Annotated in this window: 31 protein-coding genes; 19 read left to right on the top strand and 12 right to left on the bottom strand. The window is 48.4% G+C overall.

From position 1 onward, the window contains the following. Window positions 1-228: 228 nt before the first annotated feature. The gene (locus BN3795_RS07790) at window positions 229-2,517 is read right to left on the bottom strand and encodes a bifunctional 2',3'-cyclic-nucleotide 2'-phosphodiesterase/3'-nucleotidase (RefSeq protein WP_068784149.1); all 2,289 of its coding nucleotides are present in this window, start codon (window positions 2,515-2,517) and stop codon (window positions 229-231) included. A gap of 251 nt (window positions 2,518-2,768) precedes the next feature. On the opposite strand from BN3795_RS07790, the gene BN3795_RS07785 reads away from it, so the two are divergent. Beyond that, window positions 2,769-3,674 (top strand): methyl-accepting chemotaxis protein, encoded by a 906-nt coding sequence (locus BN3795_RS07785; RefSeq protein WP_068784148.1) that lies wholly within the window; start codon window positions 2,769-2,771, stop codon window positions 3,672-3,674. A 121-nt stretch (window positions 3,675-3,795) separates the two neighbouring features. On the opposite strand, the gene BN3795_RS07780 is transcribed toward BN3795_RS07785, so the two are convergent. After that, window positions 3,796-4,134, bottom strand: a complete 339-nt coding sequence (locus tag BN3795_RS07780; protein WP_068784147.1) for a hypothetical protein — start codon at window positions 4,132-4,134, stop codon at window positions 3,796-3,798. Window positions 4,135-4,270: 136 nt separating this feature from the next. Here BN3795_RS07780 and BN3795_RS07775 point away from each other — a divergent pair, with 136 nt between their 5' ends. From BN3795_RS07775 to BN3795_RS07760, 4 genes are all read left to right on the top strand, one after another. Beyond that, window positions 4,271-4,630, top strand: coding sequence for a helix-turn-helix domain-containing protein (locus BN3795_RS07775; RefSeq protein WP_408635017.1), 360 nt, complete (start codon window positions 4,271-4,273; stop codon window positions 4,628-4,630). A gap of 238 nt (window positions 4,631-4,868) precedes the next feature. Then, window positions 4,869-5,666: an AAC(3) family N-acetyltransferase gene (locus tag BN3795_RS07770; protein WP_068784145.1), complete on the top strand. Its 798-nt coding sequence runs from the start codon at window positions 4,869-4,871 to the stop codon at window positions 5,664-5,666. A 19-nt stretch (window positions 5,667-5,685) separates the two neighbouring features. Beyond that, window positions 5,686-6,603 (top strand): HPr(Ser) kinase/phosphatase, encoded by a 918-nt coding sequence (hprK, locus tag BN3795_RS07765; protein WP_068784144.1) that lies wholly within the window; start codon window positions 5,686-5,688, stop codon window positions 6,601-6,603. A gap of 59 nt (window positions 6,604-6,662) precedes the next feature. Then, window positions 6,663-7,079, top strand: a complete 417-nt coding sequence (locus tag BN3795_RS07760; RefSeq protein WP_232729878.1) for a hypothetical protein — start codon at window positions 6,663-6,665, stop codon at window positions 7,077-7,079. 2 nt (window positions 7,080-7,081) lie between these two features. Here the strand turns inward: BN3795_RS07760 and BN3795_RS07755 are convergent, their stop codons facing one another. Together BN3795_RS07755 and BN3795_RS07750 are read right to left on the bottom strand one after the other, a co-directional pair. Next, window positions 7,082-7,600: a ClbS/DfsB family four-helix bundle protein gene (locus BN3795_RS07755; RefSeq protein ID WP_068784143.1), complete on the bottom strand. Its 519-nt coding sequence runs from the start codon at window positions 7,598-7,600 to the stop codon at window positions 7,082-7,084. Between the two features lie 353 nt (window positions 7,601-7,953). Beyond that, entirely contained in the window at window positions 7,954-8,604 is a 651-nt protein-coding gene (locus BN3795_RS07750) for a MerR family transcriptional regulator (RefSeq protein ID WP_068784142.1), read from the bottom strand. Between the two features lie 257 nt (window positions 8,605-8,861). Here BN3795_RS07750 and BN3795_RS07745 point away from each other — a divergent pair, with 257 nt between their 5' ends. From BN3795_RS07745 to BN3795_RS07735, 3 genes are read left to right on the top strand one after another with little or no spacing between them, the layout of a single operon-like run. Next, the gene (locus BN3795_RS07745) at window positions 8,862-9,476 is read left to right on the top strand and encodes a TetR/AcrR family transcriptional regulator (protein WP_068784141.1); all 615 of its coding nucleotides are present in this window, start codon (window positions 8,862-8,864) and stop codon (window positions 9,474-9,476) included. 6 nt (window positions 9,477-9,482) lie between these two features. After that, a complete protein-coding gene (locus tag BN3795_RS07740) occupies window positions 9,483-9,944 on the top strand; it encodes a DUF2269 family protein (RefSeq protein WP_110945080.1) in 462 nt (153 codons plus the stop codon). A gap of 43 nt (window positions 9,945-9,987) precedes the next feature. Next, a complete protein-coding gene (locus BN3795_RS07735) occupies window positions 9,988-10,452 on the top strand; it encodes a DoxX family protein (RefSeq protein ID WP_068784140.1) in 465 nt (154 codons plus the stop codon). Window positions 10,453-10,608: 156 nt separating this feature from the next. On the opposite strand, the gene BN3795_RS26260 is transcribed toward BN3795_RS07735, so the two are convergent. Then, on the bottom strand, window positions 10,609-11,247 hold the full coding sequence (locus tag BN3795_RS26260) for an Abi family protein (protein WP_408635016.1): 639 nt from the start codon (window positions 11,245-11,247) through the stop codon (window positions 10,609-10,611). A gap of 107 nt (window positions 11,248-11,354) precedes the next feature. On the opposite strand from BN3795_RS26260, the gene BN3795_RS07725 reads away from it, so the two are divergent. The 4 genes from BN3795_RS07725 (at window position 11,355) to BN3795_RS07710 (ending at window position 17,236) form a co-directional block, all read left to right on the top strand. Then, window positions 11,355-11,687: a nucleotide pyrophosphohydrolase gene (locus tag BN3795_RS07725; protein ID WP_068784138.1), complete on the top strand. Its 333-nt coding sequence runs from the start codon at window positions 11,355-11,357 to the stop codon at window positions 11,685-11,687. 15 nt (window positions 11,688-11,702) lie between these two features. Beyond that, on the top strand, window positions 11,703-13,562 hold the full coding sequence (locus BN3795_RS07720; protein WP_068784137.1) for a DUF2075 domain-containing protein: 1,860 nt from the start codon (window positions 11,703-11,705) through the stop codon (window positions 13,560-13,562). 252 nt (window positions 13,563-13,814) lie between these two features. Then, on the top strand, window positions 13,815-14,774 hold the full coding sequence (locus tag BN3795_RS07715; RefSeq protein ID WP_068784136.1) for an AAA family ATPase: 960 nt from the start codon (window positions 13,815-13,817) through the stop codon (window positions 14,772-14,774). 14 nt (window positions 14,775-14,788) lie between these two features. Continuing rightward, window positions 14,789-17,236 (top strand): S8 family peptidase, encoded by a 2,448-nt coding sequence (locus BN3795_RS07710; protein WP_068784135.1) that lies wholly within the window; start codon window positions 14,789-14,791, stop codon window positions 17,234-17,236. A gap of 200 nt (window positions 17,237-17,436) precedes the next feature. On the opposite strand, the gene BN3795_RS07705 is transcribed toward BN3795_RS07710, so the two are convergent. From BN3795_RS07705 to BN3795_RS07695, 3 genes are read right to left on the bottom strand one after another with little or no spacing between them, the layout of a single operon-like run. Then, the gene (locus BN3795_RS07705; RefSeq protein ID WP_068784134.1) at window positions 17,437-17,778 is read right to left on the bottom strand and encodes a helix-turn-helix domain-containing protein; all 342 of its coding nucleotides are present in this window, start codon (window positions 17,776-17,778) and stop codon (window positions 17,437-17,439) included. 52 nt (window positions 17,779-17,830) lie between these two features. Then, the gene (locus BN3795_RS07700) at window positions 17,831-18,175 is read right to left on the bottom strand and encodes a helix-turn-helix domain-containing protein (protein ID WP_068784133.1); all 345 of its coding nucleotides are present in this window, start codon (window positions 18,173-18,175) and stop codon (window positions 17,831-17,833) included. Between the two features lie 38 nt (window positions 18,176-18,213). Beyond that, the gene (locus BN3795_RS07695) at window positions 18,214-18,549 is read right to left on the bottom strand and encodes a helix-turn-helix domain-containing protein (RefSeq protein WP_068784132.1); all 336 of its coding nucleotides are present in this window, start codon (window positions 18,547-18,549) and stop codon (window positions 18,214-18,216) included. 203 nt (window positions 18,550-18,752) lie between these two features. Here BN3795_RS07695 and BN3795_RS07690 point away from each other — a divergent pair, with 203 nt between their 5' ends. Beyond that, a complete protein-coding gene (locus BN3795_RS07690; RefSeq protein WP_068784131.1) occupies window positions 18,753-20,153 on the top strand; it encodes a helix-turn-helix domain-containing protein in 1,401 nt (466 codons plus the stop codon). Here BN3795_RS07690 and BN3795_RS07685 read toward each other — a convergent pair. Beyond that, complete coding sequence (locus BN3795_RS07685) at window positions 20,150-20,581, bottom strand: hypothetical protein (protein ID WP_068784130.1); 432 nt, start codon at window positions 20,579-20,581, stop codon at window positions 20,150-20,152. The two genes, BN3795_RS07690 and BN3795_RS07685, sit on opposite strands and share 4 nt — an antisense overlap. A gap of 521 nt (window positions 20,582-21,102) precedes the next feature. On the opposite strand from BN3795_RS07685, the gene BN3795_RS07680 reads away from it, so the two are divergent. Together BN3795_RS07680 and BN3795_RS07675 are read left to right on the top strand one after the other, a co-directional pair. Beyond that, window positions 21,103-21,450: a type II toxin-antitoxin system RelE/ParE family toxin gene (locus BN3795_RS07680; protein WP_068784129.1), complete on the top strand. Its 348-nt coding sequence runs from the start codon at window positions 21,103-21,105 to the stop codon at window positions 21,448-21,450. 13 nt (window positions 21,451-21,463) lie between these two features. Next, the gene (locus tag BN3795_RS07675; protein WP_068784128.1) at window positions 21,464-21,811 is read left to right on the top strand and encodes a helix-turn-helix domain-containing protein; all 348 of its coding nucleotides are present in this window, start codon (window positions 21,464-21,466) and stop codon (window positions 21,809-21,811) included. A 151-nt stretch (window positions 21,812-21,962) separates the two neighbouring features. Here the strand turns inward: BN3795_RS07675 and BN3795_RS07670 are convergent, their stop codons facing one another. The 3 genes from BN3795_RS07670 to BN3795_RS26065 form a co-directional block, all read right to left on the bottom strand. Then, complete coding sequence (locus BN3795_RS07670) at window positions 21,963-22,235, bottom strand: hypothetical protein (protein WP_198524675.1); 273 nt, start codon at window positions 22,233-22,235, stop codon at window positions 21,963-21,965. A 162-nt stretch (window positions 22,236-22,397) separates the two neighbouring features. Further along, window positions 22,398-22,877, bottom strand: a complete 480-nt coding sequence (locus BN3795_RS07665; RefSeq protein ID WP_068784126.1) for a class I SAM-dependent methyltransferase — start codon at window positions 22,875-22,877, stop codon at window positions 22,398-22,400. Window positions 22,878-22,893: 16 nt separating this feature from the next. Beyond that, on the bottom strand, window positions 22,894-23,016 hold the full coding sequence (locus tag BN3795_RS26065) for a hypothetical protein (RefSeq protein ID WP_269800211.1): 123 nt from the start codon (window positions 23,014-23,016) through the stop codon (window positions 22,894-22,896). A 466-nt stretch (window positions 23,017-23,482) separates the two neighbouring features. Here BN3795_RS26065 and BN3795_RS07660 point away from each other — a divergent pair, with 466 nt between their 5' ends. The 4 genes from BN3795_RS07660 to BN3795_RS07645 are packed head-to-tail and all read left to right on the top strand — an operon-like array spanning window position 23,483 to window position 25,924. Continuing rightward, window positions 23,483-23,917 (top strand): phage tail terminator family protein, encoded by a 435-nt coding sequence (locus BN3795_RS07660; RefSeq protein WP_068784125.1) that lies wholly within the window; start codon window positions 23,483-23,485, stop codon window positions 23,915-23,917. Further along, on the top strand, window positions 23,907-24,113 hold the full coding sequence (locus tag BN3795_RS07655; protein WP_068784124.1) for a hypothetical protein: 207 nt from the start codon (window positions 23,907-23,909) through the stop codon (window positions 24,111-24,113). Before BN3795_RS07660 ends, BN3795_RS07655 begins: the two co-directional genes overlap by 11 nt. After that, window positions 24,106-25,434 (top strand): phage tail sheath family protein, encoded by a 1,329-nt coding sequence (locus BN3795_RS07650; RefSeq protein ID WP_068784123.1) that lies wholly within the window; start codon window positions 24,106-24,108, stop codon window positions 25,432-25,434. Before BN3795_RS07655 ends, BN3795_RS07650 begins: the two co-directional genes overlap by 8 nt. A 13-nt stretch (window positions 25,435-25,447) precedes the next feature. Further along, on the top strand, window positions 25,448-25,924 hold the full coding sequence (locus tag BN3795_RS07645; protein ID WP_068784122.1) for a phage tail tube protein: 477 nt from the start codon (window positions 25,448-25,450) through the stop codon (window positions 25,922-25,924). The last annotated feature ends 1 nt before the right edge of the window (window position 25,925 follow it).

Here is a 25,925-nt window from a genome sequence, read left to right as displayed (position 1 = left end):
GCCTTTTGATCTAGGTACATCATAGCCCAGACGAGAAAGCTTCTCCCTCGATTCGTCTTACAAAACGATCCGCAAACAAACATTTTTGTCACATGGGCGGACGCATTCTTCGGCGTGGAAGTTGAGGATGGAGGGGTCGTCTCAAATAAAACAGAGCTGCCTCCGGGGTCACTTTCATGACCTTCAGAGACAGCTCGGTTTGTTGGTACGGTAAAGCCGTGCGTTACGCTACTTTACCGGGATCTGAATTGTCTGTCCGATCCGGATCAGATGCGGGTTGGACAATTTGTTGTGCTTGGCGAGTGCCTGCCAGGTCGTGCCGTGCTCCAGTGCGATGTCATACAGGGTATCGCCCTTCTTCACGACGTAGACGAGGTCCTTCCCGGCAGCCGGTACGGGAGCTGGAGCCGTTGGCTTCGGCGTCACAGGCGCAGGAGCCGGTGTCGGCGAAGGTTCAGGCGCTGGCACTGGTGTTGGTGCTGGTGTCGGTGCCGGCGTTGGCGTCGGTGTCGGCGCAGGAGTCGGTGCCGGGTTGGCCGATTCGGCCGCCGAGCTGAGCTGGAAGGTGGCATATCCGTCCTTCGTGTCGGCCAGAAATTTCAGGTTGCCCGCTTTCGCAGCCGTTTCTTTCGCGGCCGGCGAAGTCGCGAACGTAACGTTGGCCTTGCCAAACGGAGCGAGCGACCAGTTGTCGTCCGCGGTCGGGTTGATCGTGCCGTTCTCGCGGATGTAGTCGATGATCACCTGGCGGTTCTCGTCCGGCGAGGCCAGGATGATCCGCTTTCCGTCCGGATTTGCGAATTTACTGGACGACGCGCGGTAATTGTTGCTGGCGACGACGAATTTTTGCGCCGGATCGATCGGTTTGCCGTCATAGGACAGATTGACGATGCGGCTCGATTTCTCGTTTAGCACGCCGCCCTTGGCGTCGTATTTCGCCGGCTGCGTCACATCAATTTGATACGTTACGCCGTCGATGACGTCGAAGTTATAGGTTGGGAAGTCGTAGTTCACGAGCTCCTGGGCTTCCGTCTTGGTCGGATCGATTTGGTTAAACTGTCCGGCCGACCATTCGAGCCATTCCTTCACTTCGGCGCCGGTCACCAGCACGGCGTTCACTGTGTTGGAGTACAAGTACAGGTCGGCCACGTTCTTGATGGCGATGTCGCCGGCCGGGATGTCCGTGTAGTAGTTCGCGCCTTGGCGTCCGCCGGCTTTGAACGGAGCGCCCGCCGACAATACCGGAAGGCCTTCATATTCCGTGCCTTCCAGATGTTTCTCAACGTACCATTTCTGCGCGTTGGTCACGATTTGAATCGAGGGATCGTCCTGGATCAAAGCGAACCAGCTGTTGATCGGGGCGCTGGTCTTGCCAACCGGGCCTCGGACATATTTCAGCGTGGCCTCGTGGTCTTCCTCAATCGCCTTCCAAATCGTTTCGTCCGCATCTACTAACGGCTTCTTATTCACCGTGTCATAAATCGGCTTCACGGCGACTTTGGAGTTCTTCACCGACCAGGTATCGCCGGATTTCTCCAGGGTCAGGTCGATGATCCCGAGGTTGTTGCCCCAATACCCCGGTTCGACGGCCGGCACGCCGTTGATCGTGCCTTTGGCGAGGTCAACGCCGGTCTTGCCTTCGAAAGAGGCATCCGGGAACACCTTATGCGCGTGGCCGAACAGGATCGCGTCGATACCTTCCACCTTGCTCAGGTACAGAACCGAGTTCTCCATCAGCGGCGTTTGCGGGATGTCCTCGAAGCCGGAGTGCGGCACCGCGATGATGAGGTCGGCGCCTTCTTTTTTCATCTGAGGCACGAATTTCTTCGCTGTTTCCACGATATCCTTCGCGATCAGGTTGCCCTCCAGATGCGCCTTGTCCCAGGACATGATCTGCGGCGGCACGAAGCCGATGATTCCAACCTTCAGGTTATGCTTAGCGCCCGTGCTATCGATGACCTCTTTGTCGAGGATAAGATAGGGGGTGAAGGCGTTCTTGTCGTTCGAAGGGTCTTGATCCTTGTCGTCCAGGTAGATGTTGGCGTTGACGTAAGGGAAATCCGAACCTTGGACGGCGGTCTTCAGGAAGTCTATGCCGTAGTTGAACTCGTGGTTGCCGAAGTTGCCTGCGTCATAACCGAGCAAATTCATCGCTTTGTAGACCGGATGGATTTCGCCTTCCTGCAGCTTGTCCACCGTTGCGATGTAATCGCCCAGCGGGTTGCCCTGAATCAGGTCGCCGTTGTCGATGAGCAGGCTGTTCTTCGCTTCGGCGCGGGCTTGTTTGATCAAGGTTGCCGTCTTGGCCAAGCCGTACTCGTCCGTGGGTTTGTCCGCAAAGTAGTCGTAATTGACGATGTTCACGTGCAGGTCGGTCGTCTCCAGAATGCGAAGATCGACGGTGGCCGCTCCGGTTCCGTCCGCGGCGGATGCGGAGAACGGCAGGGCCGCCAGACTGGCTGCCAACAGGGATGCGATCAGGATGAATTTCGGACTGCGAGGTTTGTTCAAGTTCATTCCTCCTTCGAATTTTGGGTACTCCCTGACAGGTGTCATGCGAAGCGTGGTGCCGAAAAAATATTTTAAATTGACTTTAATATTTTATAGGAAGTGGTAGAGATTGTCATGGGGAAAATTCAAATTTGGTTCATTCCCGAGAGCTTTGATCTTTGATGTCTATTTTTTGTATAGAAGGAGATGGTATAATGATGCTTTAGATCTTGTCATTCAATGCTGCGCACGTGTCGATTGTATAGTGGGGGTTGAGAATGTTGAATGCACAAACGGTAACGAACGAGCTGCTCATGAGGGCGCTGGAGAAAAATCTGGCGATGATCCGTTTTGACGTCGATCGCAAGGTGACCTATGTGAACGAGGTGTTCGCCATTGCGATGGGGTATTCAGTTGAAGAAATCCTAACCATGCGGCATCGGGATTTCTGCTTCGATACCTTTGCCGACTCGCCGGCTTATGAGAAATTCTGGAGCGATCTGCTGTCCGGACAAAGCTTTCAGGATAAGATAGAACGAAGAAATGCTCGCGGGGAAACGGTGTGGCTGGAGGCCACTTATATGCCGATCTACAATGAACAGGAAACCGAGATCATCGGCGTCTCGAAAATCGCGACGGATATTACGGCGCGCCAATTCACTTTGAGCGAAGTGGTCAAGGAATTGGAGACGACTTCCCACACCTTGAACCGGAGTGCGGAAGAGGGAATCAGCCGGAGCCGGGAACTGCTGTTGAGCGTAGACCGGATTGCCGAAATTTCGGAAGAGAATACGCTGACTTTGGAGGGACTGCAGGAGCAGGCCAAATTGGTTCAAGGGATCGTGCAGACGATTCGCGAAATCGCTGCGCAAACCCATCTGCTCGCCCTGAACGCGGCGATTGAAGCCGCCCACGCGGGCCAGCATGGCAGAGGGTTTGAGGTCGTCGCGACCGAAGTGCGGAAGCTGTCCAATGAGGTATCGGAATCCGTGGCGAAGATTCAAGTCACGATTGGCGGTATCACCAAGGAAATCGCCGAGATTTCTGGAGGCACCGGCCGCGTCCAGTCGTCCATCGCGGAGAGCCAGCAGCAGATCCGGGTGACGATGGAGGACTTTAACGATATTTTTTCCTTTGCGCAGCGGTTGGATGAACAAGCGCGCAACGTGGCCGCAAATATTTAAATACGGGCCGAAAGCCCGCCGAAGTTTATGGACTGCGATCCCGTTAGGGGCGCAGTTTTTTTTGCGAGTTTTGATGGGAAATGAGGGGATAGCGCAACGGTCCGGATGTGTCCCATTTCCGTCATTCATTTTGTGGATAACTCTTAGGAGCATGCATTGGAATATCAGATGAATTTTCATCGTTAATCAAAAAGTTCAGCTTATCGATAAAAGTCATCACATCCAACCCCAGATATAGGCTCATTTGTAGCGGGACAGATATTTTAATTAGAAAAATTTCCTCATCTTCAAATCTCTCGTGATTTTCATATATAAAAAAAGCTCGAGTCATGGAGGTTAACGCCCAATTACATAGGACAACGGCTGTTTTAAACTGGCCATGATTCCGCATCAAACGTGCTAATTTTATGTGATAAAAGGAGAGACTCTGGTAGTCCTTAATTAGGGCATTGTTATCCACTACACTTCAACCTCCAACCGGAAAATTTTTACTTCTAAATGATATCTATAAATATCAAAAATGTAAATGATATTTATGGTTCGGTGTTTGCCTCTTGGAAACTTGACTACACTTTTGACATAGAGAGGTGAATCTCGTGAACCGGAAGGTATTGAAGCAAGTGGGGGCAAGAGTTCGTGTATTGCGAAAAGAACGGGGGCTTTCCCAGGAATCTCTTGGAGAAAAGGGTGGCTTTCACTTTTCATATATAGGACAAGTTGAACGCGGCGAGAAAAACGTATCGCTTATGAATTTAGCCAAAATTGCAGAAGCCTTGGAAGTTAATTTGATCCAATTGTTTGCTTACACTGAGGAAGAAATGGAGTTGACGTCCTTGGACCGGGCTGTTCAAGAAATTGTGGACATGCTTCGTGAGGCGAACGATGAGAAGCTAATGTTGGCAAAGAATGTGTTGAGGGAAATTTTAAAAACGGATACCTCATCAGCGAAAAAGTAAGATCAACCACGGCCAGAGCTTGGCTACGCAAGAGACGACAAGAGACGGGTTCCTTACCCCAAAGGGGAGGACCGTCTCTTTTTAGTGTGGATAGAAATGAAGCGAGGTTCGCCATCTCGTAAATGCTTCAGCATCACTCTCTTAAATCCGCCATCGAAAGGAGTTTTGCTAAAACTAGGCGAATTTAACTTATAGAATAGATCGAGTACCCTTTTGTACACGAGGGGAGAGCACAAGGATGAGGCATACGAAAGAGAGCTTGCTAAAGCAACTGGAGGCGTTAGGCCTGGACGGTACGGGAACGGTGCTGGTCCACTCCTCCATGAAAAGTTTGGGCGAGGTCGAAGGCGGCGCGGATACGGTTTTGGACGCTTTTACCGCGTATATGGATCAGGGATTGCTGGTGTTGCCTACGCATACCTGGTCGTACATTAATAAGGACCAACCCCGGTTCGAGGTGGGGCATTCGCCGGTCTGCGTCGGCATTCTGCCGGAGCTCTTCCGCCAAAGGCCGGGGGTCGTGCGCTCGTGGCATCCTACTCACTCGGTGGCCGCGTTAGGGCGGGAGGCCAAGGCGTTTATTGCGGAGGATCATCTTTTTGATACTCCGTGCGCCCGCGGCTCCTCGTGGGGGAAGCTGCTGGATCGCAACGCGACGATTCTGCTGGTTGGGGTGGACTTGAAGCGGAATACCTTCATTCATGGGGTTGAGGAATGGGTGGATATCCCGGGGAGACTCACCGACGATCACGAGAGGTTGTACACGGTCACGCCGGACGGTACGGAGATTCCGGTCCCTTCCCGCAGGCATTGCGGGTTGCCTTGGTCGGAGCATTTTTGGAAAGTCGAAGAAGTTCTTGAGGTTCGAGGCGCGATGCGCAAGGGTATGCTGGGAGATGCGGTGGTTAGAGTCTGCGATGCCGCCGCCGTGGCGGAAGTCCTTACGGAAATGCTGAGGGAGGAGCCTGATTTGTTCTCCGATAACGAGCCGCTGAAACACCCGGGGCGCTGGATGAGAGGCCACTCGCATCATTAAATGACAGGAGGAGAACGAGATGAAGACGATCACCGTACAGAAGCTGGTGGACACATTCAAGTTGGAGATCCTCGCGGGCGAGGAGCGTATGGATCGCGAGATTGATCGTCCTCGGGCGCATCGGCCGGGGCTGGAGTTCGTGGGATATTTTGATTTTTTTCCAATGAATCGGGTGCAGGTGCTCGGACGGAAGGAGATTAACTATTTATTGACGTTAAGCGTGGAGGAACGCAAGCTGCATATCGGGAACATCGTAAAATATCACCCGCCGTGCTTTATCGTGACGTCCGGGCAGCAGGAGATTCCGTATCTGGAGCTGTACTGCGAGCAGGAAGGCATTCCGCTGCTGCGTACGGAGGAGACGGCGACGGAGTTTATCGCCAAGCTGGACGGTTACCTGGTCAAGGCGCTGGCTCCGGAGATCTCGATCCATGGAGTGTGCGTGAATGTCTCAGGGATCGGCATCTTGCTTCGCGGCAAATCCGGGATCGGTAAAAGCGAAACGGCGCATACCTTAATCCGCAGGGGACACCGCTTTGTTGCAGACGATATTGTGGTGCTGAAGAAGCTGAGTCCGACTACGCTGCTCGGAACCCATAACGAAACGACCCGCGAATTCCTGGCCTTGCGCAGCATCGGGCTGATTAACGTGGTGCGGCAGTACGGGCGTCGGGCTTTTCAGGAGGAGACGCGGATCGTATTGGATATCGAGCTGGTGCCGTGGAAGGAAAACGACTTAAACAATGAACTGGAGACGGTGCCGCAGTTTACGGAATACTTAGGTGTCCAGATCCCGCATATCGAGATCCAGCTCCAGCCCGGCCGGGATGTCGCCGGCCTGATCGAGGCCGCCGCCAACAACTGGTATCTGAAGCAGCTGGGCTACAGCGCCGCGGAGGAGTTCATGAAGCGGATCGAAGGGGAGATGGAGTCGTAGGGGCCGGAGGGCTCTTATGTCTCCATCGGAACCTAAAGTGGGGAGGTTTGGATTCAAGGATGAAGATGATCTGGAAAGTGAATTGCGTGAGCTTGCTTTATGCCTTTTCCTTATTTATTCAAGTGGAGCTTCTGGTGAATGTGTATCGGTTGGAAAGAGTCACGGGGATCACCCCTATGGATCGTTATGTACCTGTTGCGGTTCTCATCATTTTTATTCTGTCGACTATCCTCGCTTATGTTCTTACGCGATTCAAGCTGAACCCTGGAAACCTCAAATACCTGACAACGATTGGTTGGATCCCTTATCTCCTGATATTTATCAAATGTTTTGCTTACGCCTATCCGATTACGGATCCCCAAGAAAGACCTCTTCCGGGGATAGGGCTAGTCATAATAGCTGTGAGCTGTATGTATCCATTCTATATCGCGTTTTTAACGTTTTGCGCAGATCTTGGAGTTAGTGAGCCCCGTTAAGGTTACTTTGTCAAGCGCACTTTTTTCCATTTGCGGATTTTGCTGCGAAAAGACTTAAAGGGCGCCACGGTATTAATGTGGACCCATTTCCAAATCGGCCAGTTGGAAGGCGTGGAAGCTGCCCACTTTCTGCCTCCGGGCGCGAACAATTCTTCGTCGCTGAACCCCTCAAGCCATGGCGTCAGCTCATCGACGGTTGTCCTAAACAGCTCCATGAGCTGGGACAAGGATCGGTCCTGATATTGGTCGTAGAAGCTTTGATATAAACCACCCAATTGATTCCACTTAAATCCGGGCGCAGGCGTAACGACCTCTTTGCCCTCCAGCTCGTCCCGATCCCAACCCCGAATAAGGTTAATCCATCCCATCTGATAGGCGATCATCTCCTGCGGCGTGCGGTCCACTTCCTCCAACCGCAAGGTTTTCTCCGCTTCGGGGATTCCCTCAAATTCTGCGATAAAGAGTTGAGCGGTTTTCTGGATTTCAGAGATTAATGCTTGTTTGTTGGCATAACCTTGCATGGCGTTGGATTCCTCCATTGATCTTCATAAGTTAGCAAGCTTGTGAAGAGAGAATTTAAGGTAAGGGCAATTTGTTGGATACCCTTAAGGCTACGCGTATCGTTTCCAGTACGGAGCACATGTCCCGGAAGGAGAAATTGGAGAACCTTCCATGACTCGTCTTTTGCGGTGTGGGCTGGTCATGCTGATGAAAGTGCTTGGTTGCTGGCCAGTACGCTTCCGGATGGTAAGTATCGTAGTGGAACTTCCAACTGCCATTTGGATCAGCGGGGTCATACTGCCAATCATATTCAAACCGAATCACACAAGGGGAGGTCTAGGCACGTGCTTCTCGACGTATTCACTATAACGGCTCATGAAAGTTCTTTCAGGCGCGCCAAGTAAAACCGCCATCGCGAGGCATCGCTCTCCTGTTCGCCAGTCAGAGGTTCAGAATTAAAAGCTTCATCAAATTTCTTCCCACCGTATTTTTGTTGAAGAAATTCAATTTCATTTAGAAGCATGGCCTTCTCATCCTGATCGGCAAATGATTCATGTCCCTGTTGCGTATACCTTTCTACCACTAATCCCAAGGGTTCCACGCTTCCGTCCCGATGCTGAAATGGTGTAAAGTGCGGAATTCTCGCGTGTTTGCGCGGTTGTCGTTTATATCCGATGAAGCGTCCTTCATCGATCCAGTTGTTTATTGCAGTGACGGAAACTCTAAAGATACGGGCGAGATCCGTGGTTCGATAGGTAGGGGTTTCGGCTCGGTGACTTGCCTTATTGTCGTTAATATCCACATAGTCAACTAGTGAATCCACGACTGTCGTAATTTCGGCGTCCGAATTCGTCACGTGGGTAAGGACGGCGTAATCTCTCATTAACCCAATGAGGCCTTTAAGAGAACCTGCATCGATCGTAATCAATTCTTGGTCGGGTTTTTGTGCAATCTCCCGAACAAGCAGTTGGGCTTGTTTTCGAATTTCCATGGTTGTCACGAGGCTCCCCCCCTCTTGTTTCATGTATTTCCCCCCTCAGCATATCAAACTGCAAGTCGAATTACAATTAAACTGCAACTTAATCTGCAAGTATTTTATGTTTCAATCTTATCCAATATGAGCCGAACCATACCCCCAATTGTTTAGACTATCTTAAACGAGGAGCGTCTCATCTTCTTAGAGAAGTCACCCTACGGGTCAAAACAAACTATTTACAAACCAACGGTCGGTATTTATAATAAAAATATATAAAATTTGAAGAATTGCCTGGAGGGTTGGCTTTGAAACAGGAGGAGCGCAGACAACGGACTCTAAGACGCCTGATCGATGCGACGAAAGCATTGATTCAGGAGAAGGGATGCCATTCGATTACGATGCAGGACATCATGGGCAGATCTGGCCTGTCCAAAGGCGCCATTTTCCATTACGTCAACAGTAAAGATGATATCTTCGTGCTGCTTCTGCAGGAAGGGCTTGAAGAAACCAACCAACGATTCATGAATGAGATTGAGGAGGGCCGCCGGAACTTTGAGGATCCCATGCAGAAAATCAAGGACAGCATTGTCGAATACGAAAATCCGCAGAACGTGACCAACAAAGTGCTTGTGTACTTGTTCGGCAAAGAGGAAGACCCGGCGGTTGCGGAGGCCTTGAAGCTGTATTATGACCGAACCGTATTTCTATCCCAGCTTTGGATTGAAACCGGTCAGCAGCACGGCGTCATTCCCGAAACGGTTGAAGCGGATAAAACGGCGGAATTGTTCACCCTGATGACCCTCGGATTCCGACTTCGCGCAAGAATTCCGAATGTGCAAGCTTTTGTTAAAGCGCAGGACTTAACCGCGCTGATGACGGACATTTTGAACCCCGGTAAGAAACGGGAAGAGAAAGGATGAGCGGACGTGGGATTTTGGTTAACCTTGCATTTGATCGGTGTTTTACTGATGGTTGGAAATATTGTAACGGCGGCATTTTGGAAAATTCGAGCCGATCGAACCGGGAATCCGCGAATTATGCACCATGCGGCTAAAAATGTGATGATCGCCGACTATGTTTTTACGATTCCCGGGCTTGCCCTGATCGTCCTATCCGGCGGGATGATGACGGGGAGTTTGGGCTATTCCTTGATGGGTCTGAATTGGTTGACCTTCTCATTGAGTTTGTTTGCCTTGACCGGGCTGATTTGGCTGCTCATCCTCCTTCCAATGCAGCGCCAAATGATCCGCCTGAGCGCCGATGGCATCGAGAGTGGCAGCGTCCCGGCGGACTATCATAAGGCGTCTCGGAACTGGGCGATCTACGGCACGGTGGCTACTTTGCTGCCGCTGGGGATTCTTTATCTGATGGTCACGAAAGGTTTCTAATACCGGGGTCTGCAAAATTTGAAAAGTAAAGGAGGTCTGCAACATGGAACCCCTGATCACTCTTATCGTTGTGACGCTGGCGATCCTGGCCCTGGGAGCTGCGGGAGTCAAGCGTCTGCGCACTTGGCCCGTTGCCCTTCGGGGTGGGGTTGCAGCGATGTTTGTATTGACCGGCACGGTACATTTTGTTGGGATGCGGGAGGAGCTCATCAATATGGTGCCGCCCATTATGTCTTACCCGGGTCTTATTGTTACGCTCACCGGCGTGTTGGAATTGGCCGGAGCAATTGGGCTGCTGTGGCGTCCGACGGTCATCTGGGCGGCGGGAGGACTCTCGGTTCTTCTCATTTGCATGTTCCCGGCCAATGTATATCACGCCCTTTCCGGCATGGCGACGGACGCGCACCAAGCTTTGTTTCCTCGCACGTTGATGCAAATCGTTTTTTTGTCGGCGACGCTTGCCATCATGGTATTCTACTTCCGTCATCGATCTGAGCGGCGAACATAAAAAGCGATTCGAGAGATTATCGTTTTGCAAAAACACGATAATAAATAAAATAAAAAAGGAATCGGACGCGTCCGATTCCTTTAGGTGTAGTCCGAAGACATTCACCGCTATTCTCTATATATAATATACACTCAGAGCATAAATGATGCAATTATTTTAAGGGCCAATAAATGATTTTAATAAATTCAGCTTATTTCTGGTATCGGTGTGGAAAATTTGATTGTAAATGCTTATTGGGACCTGGGTTCGAAAGTTGTTAATCAAGATCTCAAATTTACTGACAATTTTGTTTAATTCCGTCTTGGTAACATGAAAGTTTTTGAGGAGATAAATAACAAGGATAAGATAATCAATTATAGTATGGAAGTTTATGTTTCTAATTTGAGTGTCCAGTCGTAGACATGCTAACAAAGACCCACTTGGATTGCTACTCTTGAATCTTGTATCAAATACGACATCATTATGTGCAATTGAATTTCTTAAGTCTTTTATAATATAGATAATGCTTTCAGTTAGTTTTCCGTTGGCATCACAAGACTGGTTCAAATTTAGTGATATCGAGATGTTCTTCTTAATGTTGATATTTGAGCAAGAGACGAAATTTCCAAATTCCCCAAGACTAATAACTTCGAATATAGCCCAGATAGGGACTGATTCGTCTCTATGATAGAAATGTTGAACAACTTGTCTGTTGTTTGTGTAATCACGTGATAAGTACTTCAATTTGACGAATCCCCCGTTCCGTAATAAGTTGGAAGTAGGAAGATTCAACCACGGGCCAAAGCATGGCCACACCAAGAAACGACAAGAGGCGGGCCCCGGACCAAGGGGGAGGACCGTCTCTTTTTTTGCGTAGGTTTAGCGCGGCTCAAACTCTATTACGGAATGATAGGAGCAAGAACATGAATGAAGAACTGATCAAGATGCTGCTCGCTTTTCGGGAGGAACGGAACTGGGGGCAATTCCACAATCCGAAGGATCTGGCGATCTCGCTAAGCCTGGAGGCCTCCGAGCTGCTGGAGACTTTTCAGTGGAAAACGTCCGAAGACGCGGTGTCGCAGAAAAAACAGGAAATTGCCGACGAACTGGCCGACGTGCTGATCTACGCGGTGTATCTGGCCGACGCGCTGGACCTCAACGTCGAAGACATCATTCGGGACAAAATGCGGCGGAACGGCACCAAGTATCCGGTGGACAAGGCTTTCGGCAAAATGACGAAATATAACGAACTATAGGAGTATGGATACAGCATGATTATTTATAGCAGCAATGCGTTGCAGTTTCGCGAGTCAGTGGACCGCAACCAAATCACCGTGGAGATCGAGCAAGCTTTTATTAATAGGATGGGGATGAAACCTAGCCCGGGCGAAAAAAGAGCCTGGAACAACTCCATGCAGTTCATGGAACGCGTCATCCGCAATTCCAATATTGCCGACGATTGCGGCGTCATGATCGAATACAACATCCCGGCGACCAGCAAGCGCATCGATTTCATCGTGGCGGGGCAGGACACGGAGGGCCGGGATAATTTTGTGATCGTAGAGCTGAAGCAGTGGGATGCAGCCCGGGCAACGGATCGGGAGGACGTGGTTGTGGCCTATATCAACGGCCGGCAGCGCGAGATCCCGCATCCGTCTTACCAGGCATGGTCGTACCGCCAATTTCTGGAGGATATGAACGAAGCGATTCACAGCAGCGATCTCAAGAGCTATTCCTGTGCTTATTTACATAACTACCGCGTGCCGGAGCCTGATCCGCTCAAGAGCGAACGCTATCAGAACATCATCCGGGAAGCCCCCTTATTTATGGCGGACGATACGGCGAAGCTCCAAGAGTTTCTGCATCAACACGTCGGTAAGGGGAACGGCATAAACCTGCTTTACCTGATCGAGAACGGTAAAATCCGTCCTTCTAAGAAACTCATCGATCACGTAGATGGGTTGTTCAAAGGGAATGCCGAGTTCATTTTGCTGGACGAGCAGAAGGTCGCCTACGAGACGATTCTCAGCTTGGCCAAAGACCCTAGCCGCAAAAAAACAATCATCATCAAAGGCGGACCGGGCACCGGCAAATCCGTCATCTCCATGAATGCGCTTGGCGGCTTGTTGAAGCACAAGCTGAACGCCAAGTTTGTCGCGCCTAACGCCTCCTTCCGAACAGTCATGGTGGAGACACTGGCGAAGCAGCAACCGAAGAACAAAGCCCGGGTTCGCGGATTGTTTGCGGGATCGGGGCAATTTGTCGATAGCCCGGAGAATTTTTTTGACGTACTGATCGTTGATGAAGCTCACCGCCTGAAAGGAAAAGGGGCCTACCAATACCGTGGCGTGAACCAAATCGAGGATATTATCAAGGCCTCGAAGGTCAACGTCTTTTTCATCGACGAGTTCCAGCGAATCCGTCCGGACGACATCGGCACCGTGGCCGAAATTGAGCGTATCGCGGCTGACTATGGTTCCGAGGTTCACGAGTACACCTTGTCGGCCCAGTTCCGCTGCTCGGGAGCCGAAGGCTTCATCAACTGGATTGATCACGTGCTGCAAATCCGTCCAACAGCTAACTTTAGCGGTTGGGACCAGGACACGTTTGAGTTCAAGCTGTTCGACACGCCGAACGCGGTTTATGAAGAGATCAAAGCGAAGGTAGCGGCGGGGCACAAAGCACGGATGCTTGCCGGGTTCGCCTGGGATTGGACCAAAGACACCGAAGGCAACCGCAACGGCGAAGTCGCGGACGTCACTATTCCGGAACATGGCTTCCAAATGCCGTGGAACGGTCGCTCTATCTCCAGCACCTGGGCCATCCACGAGGCCGGCGTCGAACAAATCGGCTGCGTCCACACTTCTCAAGGCCTGGAATTCGACTACGTCGGCGTCATTATCGGCAACGATCTGAAATATGATCCAACGACTATGGAACTCTATGCCGATTACAACGAATACAAAGACACCATGGGCAAAAGAGGCCTCAAAAACAACCCCGCCCAGCTTACCAAGCTGATCAAAAACATCTACAAGGTGCTGATTTCGCGAGGGATGAAGGGGTGTTATTTGTATTGTCGGGACCCGGAGTTGAGGGGGTATTTGGAGGGGATGTTGGGGAGGGTTTAAGTGACGTGAACGGTACAAGACTCTAATAGGATAGTTGAATGAGTTTACTTTGTTATTGATTAATTTTCTATAGTTCTAATTGAAATATTGCTATTTTGTTGTCCTTTGCGTATAGGTTCTCAAAACCAGCGGTACGGGTATGGTAAACCCTAAGATCTGGCATTTAGGATTTGTTTCGGAATCCGTATTATTCGTCAGGATTTCTGTTAAAATAACAGTATTAAACGTATTATTAAGGGGTGGGATATAAAAATGGCGACTGCAAATCAAATAAAAATGTTAGTCGAGGCCCACGTATTAAATAATGAAGAAAGATTTAGGACTATAGTCCTGCAGCTAGCTGCGCATGAGGCGAAACTCGGACACACATCTTTCGCTCGTGAATTACGTGATATCTTAAATAAACCGCAGAATAAAGACATACCAATTATTCAATTTAATAAGGACGTTAATGAACTAATAGGCATTAGTCTGGAGTATCATAAGCTGACAGAACTGGTTGTATCTGAGGAGATTAAGGAAAGAATTCGACGAATACTGAATGAATATGAGTCAAGGGAAAAATTAAGAAGGCATGGTCTTGTCCATAGGAGAAAAATCCTTCTTGAGGGCCCCCCAGGTACTGGAAAGACTATGACAGCATCTATAGTTGCTATGGAGACAGGTTTACCGCTCTGCACTATTAAAATGGATAAGTTAATGACTAAGTACATGGGAGAGACTGGGACAAAATTAAGAGCAATATTTGATGCAATTAATGAAAATTCAGCGGTATATTTTTTCGATGAATTTGATGCAATTGGAACTAACCGAAACGTAGATAATGATGTAGGAGAAATAAGAAGAGTTCTCAATTTATTTTTGCAGTTTATTGAGCAAGATGATTCGGAGAGTATAATTATAGCAGCTACTAACAATTCAAGAATGCTTGATCCAGCTTTATTTCGAAGATTTGATGATGTAATTCATTATTCACTACCAGATGAAGAACAAATTCCAAATCTATTAAAAAACAGACTCGGTCAATTTGCACCAAATGATTTAGATAAAAGCATGGAGAATTTTATATCCACCGGGAAGAACCTTAGTCATGCTGAATTATCAAAAGCATGTGATGACGCTGTTAAAGAGACTATTATAAACGATAAGAAGACTGTTCAGTCTGACCTGCTTTTAAAGATGATTAAAGAAAAGATTAGTGCCTATATATAAGGGGGAACTAGTATATGGCAAAAGAACATTATTCTCTTTTCTTCCTAGATACTACTTCATCTTTTACATACAAGGGCAAAGGTCAAGGATCATCTAAAATGCCTCAAAGAAACCGTATGACTCATAGTGAAAAATTAATGAACAAGTTTGAAGCATTGTGGGTAGATCAATCAATTAATGACAAATCTGCTGTTTCTGTGCAGTCTCGAGATGGTGTTTATGTAGAGTTTCGTAATTTGCCGGGCTATGACTTGAAGGTTGAGAGCCTTGAGAGCCGCAGAGATGGTATAAAATTGTTGAATATTAGAGAGAAGAAGATAGATGGATTAACTGAGCGGATTGCAACAGTGTTTATACCTCAAGAGAAAAGGCATGTATTTCTTAATAAACTTGAGAAATACATGACAGAGGAAACCACAAAAGGAAGACCTAAAAATGCTTCTCTTATTGATGGAATAGAAGATATAAATCAAGCTATATTAGAATCCTTCTGGGCTGAGAGCGAGAGAGATTGGATACCTGGGGATGAACCAAAATGGTGTGAAATTTGGTTAAGTAGTGACAGTGATGCTGTTTATAATGATTTTTCTTCAATTATTGAAAACAAAATAAAAATTGAGATAAAGAAAAACTCGATTAAATTCCCGGAACGGAGAGTTGTTTTAGTTAATTGTACTCGTGAAAATTTACAGCAGATAATCAATTCTTGTGGTTACATAGCGGAGATGAGAAGAGCTTCGGAGGCAATTGTTTTCTTTGTTGATATTGAAAATGCAGATCAAGTTGACTGGTCTAGAGATTTATTGGATCGATTAATAGTTCAAGATGATACAAAGGTATATGTAAGTTTACTTGATGGAGGAGTAAACAATGGACATATATTATTAAATCCAGTGCTAAGTGATGAAGATTGCAAGACCTACGATCCTAGTTGGTCTGCTGCTGATTTTAACGGTCATGGAACCAATATGAGTGGAGTTATTACTTATGGGGATCTTAAAGAGGCATTATTAGGGTCTAATTCTATTACAATCCAACATAAAATTGAATCTTTGAAAATTTTACCGGATAGAGGAGTTAATCCACCTGAACTATATGGGGATATTGTTCAAAGGATAGTAAGTGAAGCAATAATTGATAACCCAGAAAGAGATCGGATTTTGTGTATGGCAGTAACTGCTCCAAATTATCAAACAGGAGATGGACGTCCGTCGTCTTGGTCGGCTGCTATAGACGAACTGACTTCAGGTTATATTGATGAAATTTATAAATTAATTTTGATTTCTGCAGGAAATAACCATATTAAACACATGGATCAATATCCTGACAGCAATTATACGAGTGTCGTAGAAAATCCAGGCCAATCGTGGAATGCGTTAACAGTTGGTGCATACACTGATAAGTTTGCTCCTTATTCTAACTATACTCCATTAGCACCTAAGGGAGGTCTATCACCGTATAGTACTACATCTTTTACTTGGGATAAAAACAAATGGCCAATTAAACCGGAAATTGTCTTAGAGGGTGGTAATATGGTCATTGATACATACGGAGTATGGTCTGATACAAATCATAGTATACTGACTACGTCACATAATGTTCACAAGGAACAATTTACTACGATTCAAGCTACAAGTGCAGCCACAGCCTCTGCTGCTTGGATGGCAGCTCAGATTCAGGCACAATATCCAAATGCTTGGCCTGAAACTATTAGGGGCTTGCTTGTACACTCAGCAGAATGGACTCAAACTCAAAAGGAACAGTTTCTTATGGGGACTGACAAGAGACATTATCATGACCTTGCTAGGATCTGTGGTTATGGAGTCCCTAATTTAGAAAAGGCATTATGGTGTTTGAAAAATAATGTAAGCATGGTTATTCAAACAAAAATAACACCATTCAAGAAGGCAAATGGAACTATATCTTTAAATGAGATGCATCTTCACGAATTACCTTTTCCGAGTGAAGTATTACTAGAACTTGGCGAACTTGAAGTTAAATTAAAAATTACTTTATCTTATTATATTGAACCTAGCCCTGGGGAAGTTGGGTGGAAGAGCAGATATTCTTATGCGTCACATGCTCTAAGATTTGACATGAACGGTACGGCTACAAAGGAACAGTTCATAAAGCGAATTAATCAGGCTGCAAAAGATGAGGAGGATGGGGTTTCTTCTGAATCTAGTAACATAAATTGGACATTAGGTCCGAATGCAAGAAATAAGGGTTCTATTCATAGTGATATCTGGGAAACTACTGCATCAGAATTGGCCACAAGTAATATTGTTGGGATTTATCCAATCAGTGGGTGGTGGGCTAAGCGCCCGTGGTTAGATCGTTGGGATAGGGAAGTTAGATATTCCCTGATTATAAGTCTATCGACACCCGCAACAAATATTGATTTATACACACCTATTGAATTGGCAACTAAGATTAAAAATGAAATAGTTATTGGCAAATGAAAAATGGGATCCAGGGATTTAGTGTTTTGTTCCAACAGTATTTAAATGTTTTTTAAGGGTATTGGCATCATAATGGAGTGTGGCGTGAATGAAAACCTTTCCGAAATGGAGAGGTTTTTCTTTTTACTCATAAAAGATCAGGTGAAGTAAAGAAGAGCGCTACATATTTGGGTTCAGTGCCTCAATTTTTAATAGTTTTATCACTTATGTAGATTCATCCCCATCCCCCAAATCACCTCTCGCGTGATCCGCGTAATCGACGTAATCTCCTCTGCACTTCTACCACTTACCAATTTCATATGTTCATCAAGTAACTGCTGTTTATCGAGTACCACTTCCAGACGAAGTAAATCCCCAGCAGGAATATCCAAGGCAGCAGCAATCTTCTCCAATGTTTCCAACGAGATATTCCGATCTCCTCGTTCTATGCCACCTATGTAACTGTAATGGAGTGAAGCTGCCTCAGCCAGTTGCTCTTGGGTCCAGTTCTTTTGTTTTCTATATTCACGGATTCGTTGCCCAACGATTTGTGGTAAATTCATGGAACCTCCATCATTAACGTTGTCCGCTTAAAATAATGTGACTGTGAGAAGGCTATTTAAACGCCCTCAAAACCTCTTGATTCACTCGCCGCAAGATCTCAATCTGTTCTTCGGTCAACCCCTCAGTATTCGCAATGAACTGGTCAATTGCTTCCCAGCGTGCGGATTCCTTTTCACTCTGCTCTACATCCGAATAAGCAAGTTCGTTTAGTGAAACTTTTAGTGCTGTCAGGACCTTCTCCAAGGTATCAATAGAGAAGTTTCGTTCTCCCCGTTCAATAGCTCCGATGTATCTATAGTCCAAACCGGACAAATCGGCTAAGTTTTGTTGGGTGAGGCCCTTTGCGTTTCGTATAGCTCGGATTCGGTTTCCTAGAAAATTGTGCAAAAGCGGCATAACATCACCTCAGTATGGGAGTTTCTATAAAAAAGCTTCTAACGCTTCATCCCCATCCCCCAAATCACATCCCGCGTGATCCGCGTAATCAACGCAATCTCCTCTGCACTTCTGTCGCTTACCAATTTCATATGTTCATCAAGTAATTGCTCCTTATCGAGTACCACTTCCGGACGAAATAAATCCCCAGCCGGAATATCCAAGGCAGTCGCAATTTTCTCCAACGTCTCCAACGAAATATTCCGATCCCCACGCTCCACGCCGCCTATGTAACTGTAGTGAAGCGAAGCCGCTTCAGCTAGTTGCTCTTGGGTCCAGTTCTTTTGTTTTCTATATTCACGGATTCGTTTTCCAACGATTTCTGGTAAATTCATGGATTACCACCTCTTCTTTTAGGTTAGGTAAGGTGGTTAGGCAAATACAGATAAGTATACTAGAAATTAATATAGTTAAACAGTACTTATACGTACTATTTTCATTGACTAGCCTTTAAAAAAGATATACAATCAGGCTGAAATGGATAAATAAGGGGACGCAAAAGAAGGGTTTACGATTTGGACGCGGGGGAGGTATTCCCATGAAACCTGCAACCACGGTCAGACAAGAGTTGGAGAGCTATATAAAGCGGGCGGGGCTTACGCTCCAGCAATTTTCTGAGATTTCCGGCGTCAATCCGGGGACGATCAGTGCGATGTTGAGCGGGTATCGGCAGATTTCCATCCATAACTTGGATCTCATCACGGAGGGGATGGGGTTGGAAGAGGGGGCGCTGTACGAGATTTACTTAGAGGAATGTTTGCATGGCGTGCCGCTGCATTGGAGGCGGTTAGGGCCGTTTCTCCAGCGGTGTGCGGAGTTGGACAAGTTGGATTGTTTAGAGCGGTTAGTGCAGGCGGTGGCGGATCGATTGCCGTATATGCCGTTGTTGTTTGAGTTGGCGGAGCAGTTTTTTGGGGAAGGAAAAAGAACAGCAGCCGCCCTGCTCTACCACTGCGTTGCCGAATGTGAGAAGTACCAGCATTCCGAGCGATTGGCGTTCAGCCGGTATCGCTTGTTTACGATTCGTCTCGGGGAAGATCAAGAGGAGAATTTACGAGCCGCCGTCTTGTTTGAAGACTATGTAGACCGATTGGATGAGGGGATTCAATTGGATGCGGTGAAGGACTTGGCGGATGTGTACGCTTCTTTGCATCAGTGGGATCGGGTTCAGTCCCTGGCGGAGAAGCTGGAGCAGAAGGCGGCGATTCAATACCACCATCGGGTAAATCGAAAACGGAAGGAGGTGACGGATAAAGGAGTGTCTCGGCCGGAGCTTTTTTATCTGCTGTATGCGTATTTGTTGCAGGCGAATGTTTGCGATGCCAGACAAGAGTACGAACGGGCTTTGGAGTATGTTGCTATGTATCGCGGCGGCGCTCTACTTGGAATTGGGGTAGAAAACGAAGAAGAGCGGCGGGTTGTGGAACAGTTTCAAGAATGGGGGCAGGCCAATGCGTATTTGTACCGCCTGATGTCCGGTGAGGTTCAGGTGCTGGCAGAATATGCGGAGTGGATCGCGGCGAATACGCCGGAGATCGTTCCGGCGATGTATCGGATTTTACAGGCGGCGAACCGGTTTGAGTTGAACGTGGATCATCTGCTGGATCGGTTTCGCACACAGCTGGGATACCAAGAACGGTCGGGTCGTTTCGGACCATACAACGCGCAGATTGTGACAGATCAGTATGTTCGGTATTTGTCGGAGCTGGCCCAGTACTTCTTTCGCAATCGGCGGTATGAGATGGGGTTCCGGCAGCTTTTTGAAGGAATGAGGTTGGCTCTGAGGTTCAATCATGAATCGATGTTGATTCGATGTGCACAGTTGTTTGAGCAGTTCAGGCATGAGGCATCCGGGGAGGTTCAGGAGCAATACAAATATCTATTCTGTGAGGTGGAAAAGAGTTATGAGAAGAAGAATATGGTCGTGGATCGTGCTTAGTGGTTGGTTGGCAATTGTGGTGGTTGGGAGTAGTCCGATCGTGCAGACTTTGATTCATGGGTTGGGGGGTTGAAGAAAGGGGAATAGTGTACACTCATTCCGTCCATTTTCTCAGCTTTATAGTAAACATCATTATCTTGAACTGCAATATACTCATTCGTTTCGACACTTTTAATTTTGAATAGCTTTGTTCCTTTCTTGTATTTATTGGAAAATAGATTTGGTAGATCGCTGGATTCACGTGTGGAATGTTTTTTTATTGTGCCAATTTGTTTTTCGATCTCCGTAACGGTTTCATTTGTAATTTTATAAACTCCATGGTTCCAGGTCACAACATCAAATGCCCAACTTTGGGAACTGGATTGGTTTGAGACTGAACAGGACACAAGCAAAAACAGTACAGCAACTATTGAACATGCTTTCTTCATCCTAAGTCCCTCCCTGCATCTGAGTGCTCCAAATCAGAGCTTTCCGTTCCATTGTATGTCCAAATGTTCCAAATCGCAACGTATCAATCGTAGCCTGGCAACCTGGACTAGGCGAGAAACTGGAGACGTTCACATTTTTCTAAAATCCCAAATCATGCAATTCAGCAAGCGGATCTCCAGGATTTCAAGAAGCGAGAAGCAAGGGAGTTTAAGGATTACCTTAGAACTCCATATCCCTACATTGCTGTTCTAGTGGGAGTTGCGCTTCCCGTGAGTGCGTTTCTTTTCGTGCTTCTTTTACCGTGAAGGTCGGTGCTTAGGGGACTCTGGCATGTATCTGTGCCTGATGCGGGTAGGGGGATCTCCTAGCCTTAGGTAAGAAGGTTGAATTTCCTCAAAACTAGGTGGGTTAGGGGTAGGAAATATTGCAGCTTAATATCGTTTGTGATATATTTATATCGAGAACGATATCAAAATCGTTCGGGAACCTTGACAACTAAATAGAAAGAAGGACTTATAGTATGAATGATGTGCTGTTCTACACTACCGCTAAAGGGAATTCTGATGTTTGGGATTTCATTAGCGACCTTGATGCACGGGCGGTCAAGGGAGATGCCGAAGCGGACGACTTAATGAGTCGAGTCCAGTACGCAATTGACCGGGTTGAGGATGGAATGCCTCACTCGCGGGTATTGCGAGATGGTATTCGGGAGCTACGGCCGGGTCCCTTTCGGATTACATACTTCAAGTGGCGCGGACAGATGGTGCTACTGACGTATTTCCGAAAATCTACCGGGCCAACTCCTGACCATGAAGTAATCCGTGCGGTTAAGCGGATGAAAGACTGGGTCAAGCGGTATGGCAAATAGGTGGTGGGGGCGTATGCCCCCGATCCTAACCATATTGGAGGTGATTGATATCGATACACCCAATTTTAAAACTTGGAAAAATTTAAAGCGCGAACTTAAGTACAAATCTGATCTGGAAAAAGAGGTCATTACCGAGTTGGCACATCTCGTCAACGAGATTGTACGGCAAAGGAAAACTCTTGGTCTCACCCAACGAGAGGTAGCGGAAAGAGCGGGAATCACGCAAGCCCAAGTAGCTAGGCTCGAGACAGGTTCTTCAATACCATCCATGGAGACTGTTATTAAAGTGGGACTTTCTTTGGGATTGACAGTAACCTTTAAGGCTCACGAAGAACAATCCGCAGCTTACGCACACGCCTGAGTTTGGTTAAGGATTAACACACATCATTCATACCATCTTTAGAAGCCTAATATGGGCTTCTTTTTTGTATTACAGTCCGATGAGACCATACAACTCATGTTGATTCTGGTGGGAATCGCGCTTCTTGTGAGTGCGTTTCTCTTAGCCTTGTTTACTCCAACGTAAAATCAAGCTTCATCTGAATAATCAATCCACGCTTGAAGTACAGCGTATACTCCCCAGGCTCCCACTCCAAATTTTTGAGTCGCATTTCAAAGGCCGCTAAGTCAGCCGTTTCTCTTTCTTTTTGAACTTGAAGAATTTCGCTGTCTCCGCGTTTGGTTACATATAACTGAGCTTGACGCAGACTTTCTTTCTTGTCCGGGTAGATGGCCATGGCGATGAGAACGGCATTGTTTTGAAAATGATCCGAGTTATCGTTCATCCTGGCGAACTCCTGATTTGGAACGTGTCCAAGTTGAAGATCATATTTTGTGTTTCTGGCGAGCAGAGGGTAAAGGCTTAGACAAAGAACAACGACGCAGACGCCTAGAACCAATGTGATAGGGAGGATAATTCTCCGGTTCATAGGTTGTCCTCCTTTCTTTTACGGCTTCCTGGCTAAGTACAAATCGATGGTATCGTGTAAGTTAACCTTGCCGCCGTAATGGTTGATGGCCTCGATCATCTCTTGCTCTAGACGCACGCGTTGCTCCTCCGGGAAAGCCCGATGGTCCGAATACGTATTGAGGAGGGCCACATAGCTTGGCGCGTCAAAAGTTCGGGTCTGATGATATAATTTGAAATTCGCATCGACAAAACCATATTGTTCGAGGGTATGTACCATTTCTAAGCTTTTCTGTTCGGTATGTGGGGCAGGTTCTTTCGAGGAGGGCGCGTATTTCGCGTAGATTTGCTGCATGGCTTCGTGCAACTCGTCTTTCCGGGCCGGGAACGGACGATTCCAGAATAAGGCGAGAACGCCTCCGCTTCGTAAGAGTTGATGCACTTTAGGGTATCCAATCTCTTGCGGGATCCAGTGGAACGCCGTGGCGGAGTAGACTAAATCATAATGATTCGTTTTCAATTGGACGCTTTCAAAATCACTCTGAATGACGCTTCAGCTCCGCAAACAATATCACATCCTGAAAAAGCTCCTCCACATACGTGGGGCGCATCTTCTCGTAGTTCACAACGTCTTCATTAAATTTCAGTCGCAGATCCAAGGATATTCCCCCTTCACCCCCAATATTAGGAACCTCAAATCATTATAAGGCAATGGCGAATTTATCCCAAGTCATCAAGTCTCCATTGGAACGATCCGAATATTCCTGACCTCTATCTGGCCTCCTACCGTCCGATGTTTGTCCGCATAAAGGCCGATGATCGTCGCCGAATCAAGATACAATGATAGTGTCGAAGAAGATAAAACTTCATCCTTAAGCAGGACCGTGAACGAGACTTTCACGGCCCTGCTTTTTTCTCGCCAGGTTCAGGGACCCTGCAATACAGCCAGTCACAGCTTCGGACGAGCCCCTTGCATGGGTTGAAGATAACCGGGTAGGCGCTATAGAGGAAGGGCGTGCGAACAGTAGGCAAGCGGAGGTTCGCCGAACCAAGAGACGGCCGAGCGGTCCCTGGAACAGGTGGGAAAAGCAAGAGCATGCGAAGGCAGGTGGAATTTTGACGCAAATGACTTTGAATGACGTGGTGCAAAGCGTGGCTTCCGCACTCACGGCTCGGTTTCCGGAGCTGCCGGTTTACACCGAGCGGAGCTCGGAACCATTGCCGGCGCCGAGCTTGTTCGTGCAGTTGTCGAAATCAGAGCAAAAACGTGAGATGAACCGCCGTTTCAAGCGGACGTATTCGCTCGACGTGCAGTTTGTCCCTTCCGGCGACAGTAGTCGGGCGTCCGCCAACGACATGGCAGAGCAGCTCTACGGACTGTTCGCAGATGTTGCGGCGGCGGAGGGGCTGACCCACGGGGCGGGAATGAGCGCCGAATGGAAGGAGGACGGCACGCTGCACCTGGATCTGACGTTCACCCAGATCGTCTGGTCGCCGGCCGGCGAAGTGGTGAAGATGGGGATGCTCCGGCAGGAGGGGGAGATCAAGCATGGGGTTTAAGAAGAAAGCGGACAAGCCGGCACAACCGGCGGAACGGACGTTTTCCAAGGCGCAACTGCTCGCGGCCAAACGGTTTAATGGCGTGGAGAAGGACATTCTGCACGTCGCGTTGGCGGACGGGGCGTTCTATACGGCGGCCCAGGCTGAGCAGGCAGTACATTCATTTATTCAAAGAGGAGTGAAGGAACATGGCTAACGGCACATGGACAACGCAAAACAAAGTATCTCCGGGTACGTACATCAATTTCAAATCGGCAGCACGTGCGGTAGGCACGGTCGGTGAGCGCGGGGTGGTAGCCTTTCCGGCACCGCTGCCTTGGGGGCCCAGCGGCGTGATTAAGCTAGAGGCGGAATCATATTTGCAAAACGCCCTGAAGTTATTGGGTTATCATGCGGCCGATGCGCGAATCCGCCATATCGGAGCGGCGATGGCGCACGCCAGTAAGGTGCTGATCTATCGGCTGGGGGCGAAGGATTCCGTACAAGCGACCGCCACGATCGGCAATTTGACGGCTACTGCCAAATACGGCGGAACGCGCGGCAACGACTTGCAGATCGTCGTTCAGGCCAGCGTGGATCTGCCGAACGCCTACGAAGTGCGCACGCTGCTGGAAGGCGAAGAAGTGGACGCGCAAACCGTCGGCACAGCCGAGGAACTTGCGAGTAACGACTTCGTCACATTCGTGGGCAGCGGTGAACTGACCGAAACGGCGGGAACGATACTGGCAGGCGGCAAGGAAGGCACCGGTGGCGTCGGCGACTGGACCGAAGCATTAACGACCTTGGAGGCGGAAGAGTTCGACGTGCTGGGCTTGCCGACCGACGATGCGGCGCTGAAGCAGTTGGCCGTGGCCTACACGAAACGTCTGCGTGAGCAGGAGGGCAAGAAGATCGTCACCGTCCTCTATAACTACCCGCAAGCTGACTACGAAGGGGTCATCAGTCTGAAGAACGGCGTCGTGACGAAGGACGGGTTGACGGTGGAGCCGATTTACCTGCTGTGGGAAATCGCCGCGATGGAAGCGGCGGCGGCCGTCAATGAATCGCTCACCTATGCGGAAATTCCGAATGCGGTCGATGTATCGCCGAAATTCACGTACAGCGAGATGATCCGGGCGCTGCAAAACGGCGAGCTGGTGCTGACGGCAGCCAACGGCAAGGTGCAAATCCAGCAGGATATCAATACGCTGACTACGTTCACGGCCGATAAAGCCAAGCACTTCGGCAAAAACCGTGTCGTACGGGTGCTCGACACAATTGCGCGCGACATTCAGCGCACGTTCACGGCAAGCTACATCGGGAAAATCGGCAATAACCCGGACGGCCGCAATTTGCTGAAAGGCGAGGTGCTCAGCTACTTGGACAGTCTGCAGGGCATCGGGGCGATCCAGAACTTTGACGCGGAGAGCGATCTCGAAGTGCTGCCCGGCATCGACGGGGATGCCGTCGTTATCAACCTGAACGTGCAGCCGGTAGACAGCATCGAAAAAATCTACATGACCGTCACGGTCAACTAAGGAGGACGAAGCGATGGCAGGTTCTTTTTTTAATGTGAAGGATGCAGTTAGCGGGAAACAAGCCAAGGCGTTCATGAAAATCAACGGGCGGACGGAGGAATTGTTCTACGCCAAAACGCTGGAATCGACGATCGAGAAGACGAAGGTGGACGTCCCGACGTTGGGCAGAACCAGCACGCCGCAGCGTTCGGCCGGCTGGAAAGGCACGGGCACGCTGACGATTTATTACGTTTCCTCGGTTTTCCGCAATTTGATGAAGGACTACGTGAAGAACGGGACCGACTTCTGGTTCGACCTGATGATTACGAACGAGCAGCCGGGCAGCGGCGCGGGCAAACAAACCGTATTCTTGCGGGGCTGTAATATCGACAGCATCATCGCGGCCAAATTCGACGCCACCGCCGACGATATGCTCGACGAGGAAATCCCGTTTACGTTCGAAGACTACGACATCATCGAATCGTTTAATACGGTCGCGCCGACCAACTAAT

Origin of the sequence: Paenibacillus phocaeensis, assembly GCF_900021165.1 — a bacterium.
Taxonomy (GTDB): Bacteria; Bacillota; Bacilli; order Paenibacillales; family Paenibacillaceae; genus Fontibacillus; species Fontibacillus phocaensis.
Note: the sequence above shows the minus strand (reverse complement) of the source record. Positions and strands in the feature narration are given on the sequence as shown.

What these genes read in the sequence shown, in the direction of transcription:
- BN3795_RS07705 (WP_068784134.1), bottom strand. Translation starts at nt 17,778, where the DNA reads ATGAATTTACCACAAATCGTTGGGCAACGAATCCGTGAATATAGAAAA.
- BN3795_RS07715 (WP_068784136.1), top strand. Translation starts at nt 13,815, where the DNA reads ATGGCGACTGCAAATCAAATAAAAATGTTAGTCGAGGCCCACGTATTA.
- BN3795_RS07770 (WP_068784145.1), top strand. Translation starts at nt 4,869, where the DNA reads ATGAGGCATACGAAAGAGAGCTTGCTAAAGCAACTGGAGGCGTTAGGC.
- BN3795_RS07785 (WP_068784148.1), top strand. Translation starts at nt 2,769, where the DNA reads ATGTTGAATGCACAAACGGTAACGAACGAGCTGCTCATGAGGGCGCTG.
- BN3795_RS07650 (WP_068784123.1), top strand. Translation starts at nt 24,106, where the DNA reads ATGGCTAACGGCACATGGACAACGCAAAACAAAGTATCTCCGGGTACG.
- BN3795_RS07735 (WP_068784140.1), top strand. Translation starts at nt 9,988, where the DNA reads ATGGAACCCCTGATCACTCTTATCGTTGTGACGCTGGCGATCCTGGCC.
- BN3795_RS07685 (WP_068784130.1), bottom strand. Translation starts at nt 20,581, where the DNA reads ATGAAGAAAGCATGTTCAATAGTTGCTGTACTGTTTTTGCTTGTGTCC.
- BN3795_RS07645 (WP_068784122.1), top strand. Translation starts at nt 25,448, where the DNA reads ATGGCAGGTTCTTTTTTTAATGTGAAGGATGCAGTTAGCGGGAAACAA.
- BN3795_RS07710 (WP_068784135.1), top strand. Translation starts at nt 14,789, where the DNA reads ATGGCAAAAGAACATTATTCTCTTTTCTTCCTAGATACTACTTCATCT.
- BN3795_RS07655 (WP_068784124.1), top strand. Translation starts at nt 23,907, where the DNA reads ATGGGGTTTAAGAAGAAAGCGGACAAGCCGGCACAACCGGCGGAACGG.
- BN3795_RS07675 (WP_068784128.1), top strand. Translation starts at nt 21,464, where the DNA reads ATGCCCCCGATCCTAACCATATTGGAGGTGATTGATATCGATACACCC.
- BN3795_RS07660 (WP_068784125.1), top strand. Translation starts at nt 23,483, where the DNA reads ATGACTTTGAATGACGTGGTGCAAAGCGTGGCTTCCGCACTCACGGCT.
- BN3795_RS07755 (WP_068784143.1), bottom strand. Translation starts at nt 7,600, where the DNA reads ATGCAAGGTTATGCCAACAAACAAGCATTAATCTCTGAAATCCAGAAA.
- BN3795_RS07750 (WP_068784142.1), bottom strand. Translation starts at nt 8,604, where the DNA reads ATGAAACAAGAGGGGGGGAGCCTCGTGACAACCATGGAAATTCGAAAA.
- BN3795_RS07790 (WP_068784149.1), bottom strand. Translation starts at nt 2,517, where the DNA reads ATGAACTTGAACAAACCTCGCAGTCCGAAATTCATCCTGATCGCATCC.
- BN3795_RS07760 (WP_232729878.1), top strand. Translation starts at nt 6,663, where the DNA reads ATGAAGATGATCTGGAAAGTGAATTGCGTGAGCTTGCTTTATGCCTTT.
- BN3795_RS07670 (WP_198524675.1), bottom strand. Translation starts at nt 22,235, where the DNA reads ATGAACGATAACTCGGATCATTTTCAAAACAATGCCGTTCTCATCGCC.
- BN3795_RS07720 (WP_068784137.1), top strand. Translation starts at nt 11,703, where the DNA reads ATGATTATTTATAGCAGCAATGCGTTGCAGTTTCGCGAGTCAGTGGAC.
- hprK (WP_068784144.1), top strand. Translation starts at nt 5,686, where the DNA reads ATGAAGACGATCACCGTACAGAAGCTGGTGGACACATTCAAGTTGGAG.
- BN3795_RS07690 (WP_068784131.1), top strand. Translation starts at nt 18,753, where the DNA reads ATGAAACCTGCAACCACGGTCAGACAAGAGTTGGAGAGCTATATAAAG.
- BN3795_RS07695 (WP_068784132.1), bottom strand. Translation starts at nt 18,549, where the DNA reads ATGAATTTACCAGAAATCGTTGGAAAACGAATCCGTGAATATAGAAAA.
- BN3795_RS07700 (WP_068784133.1), bottom strand. Translation starts at nt 18,175, where the DNA reads ATGCCGCTTTTGCACAATTTTCTAGGAAACCGAATCCGAGCTATACGA.
- BN3795_RS07680 (WP_068784129.1), top strand. Translation starts at nt 21,103, where the DNA reads ATGAATGATGTGCTGTTCTACACTACCGCTAAAGGGAATTCTGATGTT.
- BN3795_RS07725 (WP_068784138.1), top strand. Translation starts at nt 11,355, where the DNA reads ATGAATGAAGAACTGATCAAGATGCTGCTCGCTTTTCGGGAGGAACGG.